The following is a 9,294-nucleotide window of genomic DNA, read 5'->3' as shown; positions in this document are numbered from 1 at the left end:
GCACGCTCGGCGTCGCTCATCAATTCGACGTCCGCAACCGTCGACACCCGGCCGGACACCAGCGCGTTCAGCGACGCCACATAGTGTTCCGCAAGACGCTCGACCGTCCGCGCATCGAACAGCTCACGCGCATACACAAAGCTCGCCGACATCGTCCCGTCCGATGCCTCCGTCGTGTTCAGCGTCAGCTCGAACTGCGCCATCGCCTCGCTCAACCCGTACCACTCGACCTTCACTCCGGGCAGTGTGTCGAGCACGCGCTCGTCGTCGCGCAGATGGTTGAACATCACCTGGAACAGCGGCGCATGACTCAGGCTGCGTTGCGGCTGCAGCGCATCCACCAGTACATCGAACGGCAGGTCCTGATGCAGTTGCGCGGCCTGCGCGTCGCGCTTCACCGTCTCCAGCAACGTCGTCAGTGACGTGCCGCCGTCCATCCGCGCCCGCATCACCAGCGTGTTCACGAACAGGCCAATCAGCCCTTCCGTTTCGACCCGCTCCCGGTTCGCCGCCGGCACCCCCACCCGGATGTCCCCCTGCGCCGTGTAGCGATGCAGCAGCAGCTGGAAACCCGCCAGCAGCACCACGAACGGCGTCGCCCGGAGCTCGCGTGCGCGTTGACGGATGGCTCGTGCGAGCGTGTCCGGAAGGCCGATCCGGTGCGTCGCGCCGTGCCAGGTGCTCACCGCCTGACGCGCACGGTCGCTGGGCAGCGCCAGCACCGGATGCGCGTCGCCCAGCTGCGCGCGCCAGTACGCAAGCTGGCGCGCCTGCTCGCCCGCTTCGAGCCAGCGCCGCTGCCAGCGCGCGTAATCGGCGTACTGAACCGGCAGCTCACGCCGTTGCGCCGGGCGGCCTTCGCGCAGCGCGCGATAGCCTTCGACGAACTCCCGCAGCAACACTTCCACCGACCAGCCGTCCGACACGATGTGGTGCATCACCACCGTCAGCACGTGCTCGCACGCGCCCACCCGGATCAGCGCGACGCGCAGCAGCGGGCCGTGCACCAGATCGAACGGTTCGGTGGCAAATGCATTGGCCGTGGATGCCAGCGCGCTTTCCACATCGTCCGATCCGGACACATCGGTAAAGCGCCAGTCGCACCGGCTATCCGTGCCAATGGACTGCACCACTTCACCATCGACCTGCGCATCGGTCTGCGCTGCAAAGGTTGTGCGCAGCGATTCATGCCGCGCGACTACCGCGTCGATGCTCGCGCGCACTGCTTGCGTATCGAGTTCACCGCTCAAGCGCAGCGCGCCCGGCATGTGATACGCGCTGCTCTCCGGCTGCAGATTCCACAGGAACCACAGGCGCTGCTGCGCGTGAGACAGCGGCAATGCCGTGCGCTCATCCGCGGCGATGACCGTGATCGGCGGCACCACGGGTTGCATGGCGCCGTCGCTGGCTGCCTGAACCAGCACCTGGGCCAGTGCCGCGACCGTCTGCGTATCGAACAGCTGTCGCGGCGTTATCGTGATGCCCGCATGATGGGCCTGCGCAACTACCTTCAGGCTAAGAATCGAATCGCCGCCGAGTTCGAAGAAGTTGTCGTGCCGCCCGACACGCTCCACCTCCAGCACCTGTTCAAACAGCGCGGCAAGCGTCGTTTCGGGCTCGCCTTGCGGCGCTTCGTAACCGCGTGTCTGGAATTCGGGCGCAGGCAGCGCCTTGCGATCCACCTTGCCGTTCGGCGTCAGCGGCAATGCGTCCAGCACCACCACTGCCGAGGGCACCATGTAATCGGGCAATGCCGAAGATAAGGTTGCACGCAGCGAGGCAACATCCAGCGTTACGCCTGCATGCGGTGCAACGTAGCCCACCAGCCGCATACCACCCGCTGCACCCTGCGCGGTCACCACCGCTTCACGCACGCCCTGCTGCGCCAGCAGTTGCGCCTCGACTTCGCCCAGTTCGATGCGGAAACCCCGGATCTTGACCTGATGATCGATCCGTCCGAGATACTCCAGCTCGCCATCCGCACGCCAGCGCGCCAGGTCGCCGGTCCGGTAAAGCCGGCCGCCCTGCGTGGAGAACGGATCCGGTACGAACCGCTCCGCCGTCAGGGCCGCGCGATTCAGATAGCCACGCGCCAGCGCTTCGCCGCCGATGTACAGCTCGCCCGCCACACCACGAGGCGCGAGTTCCCCGCGGCCATCGAGCACGTACATTCGCCGCCCAGCCAATGCACGGCCAATCGGCACCTTGCGCAGCGTGTCATCCGCGTTCGCGACCAGCGCGTCGCAATCGAACAGTGTCGCCGAGACCGTGGTTTCGGTCGGTCCGTAAGTATTCAGCAACTTCACATGCTGCAATCCGGCCGTGCGCCATGCGTTGACACCCTCGGCGGCCATCGCCTCGCCGCCCGCGATCGCGAGCCGCAACGCACCGTAGTCGCGTGCGCCTTCCTTGGCGAAATCCTGCGCCAGCAGATGCCAGTAAGCGGTCGTCACATCGATCACGCTAATCCGGTACTGCAGCAGCTTTCGATAAAACGTGCCACTGTCCCACAACTCGACATCGCGCAGCACGATCGCCGCGCCGACGCACAGCGCCGGGAAAATCTCTTCGATAAAGCCGTCGAAGCTGAATGCGGCGAACTGCAGCACGCGATCGTTTTCGTTCAGCGCACAGAAATCGATCGTTGCCTGCGTATGGATTGCCAGGGACCGCTGATCGATTGCAACGCCTTTCGGCTGCCCGGTGGAGCCCGACGTATAGATCACATAAGCAAGCGAATCGGGAGCGGCGGCGACCTGCGGATTCGACTCGGCAAGATTCGCAACAGCACCAACGTCCGAGGTTTTCGAAGCATCCGACGCGTCCAGCTCAATCACACCAACCCGCGATGCCGCCTCACCAGGCGTGTTCGCGAACAACGCGCGCGTGGCTTCGTGCGTGATCAACCATTCAATACCGCTATCCGCGACCATGTAGGCGAGCCGCGCAGCCGGATACGACGGGTCGAGTGGCACATACGCAGCGCCCGTCTTCAGTACCGCGAGTACCGCGACGACCATCTCCACCGATCGCTCGACGCCGATCCCAACCTTGACTTCGGCGCCCACGCCGGCCTCGATCAGACGATGCGCCAACCGGTTCGCGCGCGCATTCAGCTCGCCGGCGCTGATTTCGAGTTCGCCCGCGATCACCGCCGCATTCATGGGCTGCCGCGCCGCTTGCCGCTCGATTGTGGCGATCACCGGCTCGATCTGTTCCAGTTGTCCCGCAGGACCAGCAAGCGTCAGCAGCGCAGCCGTTTCGTTGTGCGTCGCGCCGCACACGGCGTCGATCGTGGTTCCGGCGGCGCCGATCAGTGCGCTCAACACACCGTCGTAAAAGTCCGCGAATTGCGCGACGGTCCGTGCGTCGAACAGATCGCTCGCATACGTGAACACGCCTGCGACCCCGCCGTCGGCCGTCTCGTAGGTGTCGAGCGTCAACTCGAACGGCACGCCGGCATCGTCGAGGCGAAAGCGGCCGGCGGTAAGTTCGGGCAACGTATGAGCGAGCGTGTCGCGCTGCGTCTGATGACCGGCCATCACGTCGAAGAACGGTGTGCGTCCCGCACTGCGTTCCGGTTGCAACGCTTCGACCAGCAGATCGAACGGCAAATCCTGATGCGCCTGCGCGCCGAACATCGTGTCGCGCATCTGGATCAGCAACGCGCGCAACGTCATGTTGCGTTCGAGCCGTCCGCGCATCACCTGCGTATTGACAAAAAAGCCGACCAGTCCCGCGATTTCGCGGCGGTCACGATTCGCGACAGGCACGCCGACGCGCGGATCGAGGTCGCCGGTATAGCGATGTAGCGCGACCAGCAAAGCCGTTAGCGACACCGTAAAAAACGTGGTGCCATGCTCGCGCGCGACCGATTTGAGCGCCGCGTGACGGATCGCGGACAGCGTGAAGCGATGAACCGCGGCCGGATGGTTGGCAGCGTTGCCGCGCGGCGCGTCGGCGGGCAACGCGGACGCGGGCGCCATGTCGGCGAGTTGCGCGCGCCAGTACGCGAGTTGCCGCGTGTGCTCGTCGCCGCCGACCCAGCGGTGCTGCCATGCCGCGTAGTCACGGTAGCGGACCGGCAGGGCCGGCAACGGCGCGAGCGCCGCGCGATTACCGGGGAGCGCCTGACGATAACCGTGCGCGATCTCGTCGAACAGCAGATCGGCGGACCAGCCGTCCGCGGCGATGTGGTGCGCGACCAGCAGCAGACGCCAGGCGGCGTCGCCAGTACGCAACAGCGTCGCACGCAGCAAGGGACCGCGCGTCAGGTCGAAAGGCTGCGCAACGATTGCGCGCGATGCGGCGAGCACGGCCTCATTCGCCTCAACCTCGTCGTTCCCTTCGATCGAGGCACGCACGTCGAGCTGGTCGAGCGCGATTGTCATCGACGGATGAATCACCTGCAGCGGTACGCCGTCCGCGGATGTTTCGAACGTCGTGCGCAAGGTCTCGTGCCGATCCACCAGCACCTGCAAAGCGACGCGCAGGGCATCGATATTCAACGCCCCTCGCAACGTCAATCCACCCGCGAGATGGTAGGCGCTACTCGCGCGCTCGAGTTGCCACAGAAACCATTGACGCCGTTGCGCGAACGAAGCCGGCACCCGCTCGCCCGCCTGCGGGTCGAAATCGATCCGCGTCGGCGCGATGCGCGCACCACTCGCGCACAGGCGCCCGATCAAGGCAGCCGATTCGTGCAGCGTGGCGGTGCCGAATACATCGGCAATCTCGAACGCAACCTGCCAGCGATCCCGGACCTGCGCGGCCAGTTGCGTGGCGGCCAATGAGTTGCCGCCCAGCGAGAAGAAGTGCGCACTGCGCGTATCGACGGGCACGCCGAGTACGTCGTGCCAGATCGCCGCGAGTTCGCGTTCGACGCCTTCGCGAAGCGTGTCGTCGGTGGATGCGGGATTTGCCGCAACGCGATCCGGCAAACCGGTTTCACGATGGGCCGTGTTCACGAAGCTGCCATGCTCGTAGACGGCATAGGCATCGAGTTCCCGGCTACGCCATTTTTGCGCGGCCGCGCTGCGCTGCAATTTTCCGCTCGATGTCTTCGGCAGGCCGCCCGGGTTCAGCAGCACGACAACCGAGAGCGGTTCGCCGCACGCTTCGCCGATTGCATCGTTCAATGCATCCACGAGCGCTTGCGGCGTGGCGAGCTTTTGCATGCTGCGCGAGATTTCGACGGCAAGGCCGATGCCTTCGCGGCCCTTCAATTCGACGCCGAACGCCGCAATACGGCCTTTGCGGACGGCATCGACGTTCATTTCGACCGCGCGCTCCAGGTCCTGCGGATACAAGTTCTGGCCGCGTACGATAATCATGTCCTTGCGTCGTCCGACGATAAAAATCTCGCCGCCGTGGCGAAAACCGAGGTCGCCCGTGCGCAGCCAGCGCGTCGCACCGAAGGTCGGAAAACTCTCCGCGGTTGCATCTTCGCGACGCCAGTAGCCGCGCGCGACGCTCGGACCTGCCACCCAGATTTCACCGACACGGCCATCGTCCAGCGTGGCTCCGCTGTCCGGCGCGACGATTCGCACCTCGTGGTTGACCGCTTCACGACCGCAACCGACCAGCGTCACGACACCCGGCGCACCGTATTCGCTATCCGCCTCTGTCTGTTGAGCGGCCTGCAGCGCGACGGCTTCCGCGCGGCCCGCCTTCAATCCGCTATCGGCAAACGACACCGCGGATGGCCCATCGCCACGCGTGCCGCCAGTGACAAACAGCGTCGCTTCCGCGAGGCCGTAGCATGGATAGCGTGCGTCCGAATCGAAACGGGCAGCGGCAAAACGCTCCGCGAAGGCCTGCTGCGTGTCGAAACGCACCGGCTCCGAACCACAAAAGGCGACACGCCAGCTGGACAGATCGAGATCCGCGACCTGGGTGTCGCGCACCCGCTCGCAACACAGCCGGTACGCGAAATCCGGGCCGCCCGAGATCGTGCCACGATGCCGCGCGATCGCTTCGAGCCAACGCACCGGGCGCTCCAGAAAGTATCTGGGCGACATCAGGACGAGTGGAATACCGCTGTATACAGGCTGTAAAAGCGTGCCGATCAGTCCCATGTCGTGATAAAGCGGCAGCCAGCTGACGAACACGTCGTTAGGTGTCACACCCAATCCGCTCTGGATCGCAATCTCGTTGGCGAGCACGTTGCCGTGCGTGACCATCACGCCTTTCGGACTCGACGTCGAGCCGGATGTGTATTGCAGAAAGGCGATATCGTCCGCGCCGTGGGTCGAGGCGAACGGTGCGCCTGGCGAGGCGTGCTGCGCGGCTTCGTCGACGGCGACGAGTTGTGCACCCGGTGCGATGGCGCCGAACGATTCGCGCGTCGAAGCGATCAGCGAAGCCGTCGTCAGCACGAAGCGTGCATCGCAATCCGCCGCGATGCCGCGCAAGCGCGCCAGATGCTGTTCGCGCGCGGATTCCGGCGGATAGGCGGGCACGGCAATCGTGCCGGCATACAGACAGCCAAAGAACGCGGCGACGTAATCGATGCCGCTGTCCATCAGCAGCAAGGCGCGCTCGCCGGCCGCATTGCGCGTAGCGAGAAAACCGGCGATGGCCTGTGCGCGTGCATCGAGCGCGCGATAGTCGTAACGCGTGTCGCCGAGATCGTCGACGCAGACCAGTGCGGTGTCGTGCGGACGCGTCGCGGCCAGTTCGCGCAGACGTTCGGCCAGATTGAACGATTGAGGTGACTCAAGCAGCATCGCTAACCTTGTTGTGCTGAAACGTGAAGTAGTCGTGCACCGCCGCGAGGAAATCGGGGTGATGCAGCAAGTCCATATGATTGGCGTCCACGACGGCCGAGCGCGTGACGCTGCTCGCCGCATAGCGTGGCCACTCGCTCTGCCGCGTGGACACGAGCGGATTGCCGGCCGCGAGCAGACGGCCGGCCCACCAGTGATGGCGCGGTGCGCGCAGCGTCTTGCGGCGCGCGTCGCGGACCATCGACGTGAAGTAGTCGCTCATCAGCGCGACGGCGCGCAGCAATTCGATTTCCGCGTCGCCGGGCAGGTAGTCGCGCCACTTGTCCGCTTCAGCGAGAAACATCCGGTATTTGTCGAGTTCGTGATCTTCAATGTGACGCGGCGCGATGGCCGGTGTCAGCGGTATCGCATCGTCGACGACGACATGCGGCGGTGCGCTGTCCACGAGGCCGATCCACTCGACCTGCTGGCCTTGCGCTTCAAGCCGGTGAGCGACCTCCACCGCGAGCACGCCACCCAGCGACCAGCCAAGCAGGTTGTACGGACCGTCCGGCTGGACCTGACGAATCCGCTGGGCGTAATCGGCGGCGAGTTCGCTCAGGTCGGCGGGCCACCACGCGCGCTCGTCGTAGTACGGCGCTTGCACGCCGAAGACCGTGGCCACGCCGTCGAGGTGCTGCGCAAGCGCGCGATACTCGGCGACAAGGCCATAGAGCGGATGAATGGCGAATAGCGTCGACGGTGCGCGCGCTGTGTTCATTCGCACGATGTTGGCCGGCATTACGGCAGCGCTGGATGAGGCGATTTCAATCGCGGCGGCAAGCGCGGCAATGGTCGGGTGTGTGAAAAGCTGTTCGAGCGGCAGGTTCTCCTGACCGGCGTTTCTCGCGGTCTGCACGACTTTTAGCGCGCGCAGCGAATCGCCACCCACCTCAAAGAAGTTATCGGTCACCCCGATATCGTCGCGGCCCAGCACGCCCTGCCAGATCCCCAGCAGCGTGGCCTCCAGCGGCGTGCGCGGCGCAACGCGCTCCAGCCCGCCCTGCGCCTCAGGCTCCGGCAACGCGCGACGGTCCACCTTGCCGTTCTGCATCACCGGCAGCCGCGCCAGCATCACGAACGCACCCGGCACCATGTAGCCCGGCAACCGCGCTTCCAGCGCAGCGCGCAGCACACCGGCCTCCAGCGTCACGCCCGGCGCGCCCGATACATAACCCACCAGACGCCGCCCCTCGCCCTCGCCTTTGAGCTCCACCACCGCTTCGCGCACCCCTTCCACCTGGCGCAGCACCGCCTCGATCTCACCCAGTTCGATGCGAAAGCCCCGCAGCTTCACCTGCTGGTCCAGCCGCCCAAGGAAATCGATCGTGCCGTCCTCGCGGCGCCGGCACAGGTCGCCCGTGCGGTACAGGCGCGCGCCGTCCTCCCGGTACGGGTCCGGGATGAACTTCTCCGCCGTCTGCGCCGCCCGGTTCAGATAGCCACGCGCCAGCGTCTCACCGCCGATGCACAGCTCGCCCAGCCCGCCCACCGGCGCCTCGTTGCCCGCTTCGTCGAGCACGTAGACCGTGCGCGAGCCGTACGGCACCCCGATCGACACGATCGCGTGATCCACGTCCTCCGCCTGCGTCTCGCGGTACATGCACGCCACCGTGGTTTCCGTCGGCCCGTACAGGTTGTCCAGACGGATATGGCCCAGCGGACCCGCGCGCCACTGACGCAGCGCGTCGCCCGGCAGCCCTTCGCCGCCCACCGTGATCTGCCGCAGCGCGCGCAGACTCTGCGCCGGCGGCGGCTCACGCAGCCACTGCTGCCAGTACGCCGTCGGAATGCGCGAGAACGTCACCCCTTCTTCGGCCAGGTGGCGGCTGGTGGTCGCCAGATCCCACAGCTGCGGGCCGCGCATCTCGACCTGGCCTCCGCACAGCAGCGCCGGCAGCATCTCGTGCAGCGACACGTCGAAGTTGATCGTCGACGACTGCAGCTGTCTGTCCGTCTCGCTGATACCGTACGTGCCGATGAAGTCCTCAAGGTGCGAGCACAGCGCGCCGTGGCTGATCGCCACGCCCTTCGGACGCCCCGTCGAGCCCGACGTGTAGATCACGTAGGCGAGCTGCTCGGGGTGAATCGTGATCTGTGGTGCGTCGGCCGTGGTGGCTGCCGTTACGCCTGCGTCTTCGCGTGCGTTGCCGGCGTCGTCTGTGTTGTCTGTTTCATCTGTTTCGTGCGTCTCACCCCGCAGCGCTTCCATCGCGATCATCTCGCGCCCGGCGAGCAGGTTCCCATGACGCCGCGCCGTGGCCGCATCCACCACCACCCGGCTCACCCCCGCGTCTTCCATCATGTAGCCCAGCCGGTCCTCCGGATAGTCCGGATCCAGCGGCACGAACGCCGCTCCTGACTTCAGCACCCCCAGCAGCGATGCAATCAGACCCGCCGAGCGCGTCATGCACAGGCCAATGCGTTCGTCCGCCCTGACGCCACGCTGCACCAGATGCCCTGCCACGCGGTTCGACCACGCTTCCAGTTCCCGGTAGTCCAGCCGCTCGCCTTCGCAATGCACTGC

General features: G+C 65.9%; 2 protein-coding genes. Both read right to left on the bottom strand.

Going from position 1 to position 9,294, the window contains the following annotated elements:
- Nucleotides 1-6,728, bottom strand: a 6,728-nt coding sequence (locus BCY88_RS35465; RefSeq protein WP_120348751.1) for a non-ribosomal peptide synthetase, incomplete at its 3' end; no start/stop codon positions are given.
- Nucleotides 6,718-9,294, bottom strand: a 2,577-nt coding sequence (locus BCY88_RS35460; protein WP_120348750.1) for an amino acid adenylation domain-containing protein, incomplete at its 5' end; no start/stop codon positions are given. The genes BCY88_RS35465 and BCY88_RS35460, both read right to left, overlap by 11 nt.

Source organism: Paraburkholderia fungorum (assembly GCF_003610895.1).
GTDB lineage: Bacteria > Pseudomonadota > Gammaproteobacteria > Burkholderiales > Burkholderiaceae > Paraburkholderia > Paraburkholderia fungorum_B.
The sequence above is the reverse complement of the archived record's forward strand: the minus strand, read 5'-3'. Positions and strand labels throughout refer to the sequence as shown.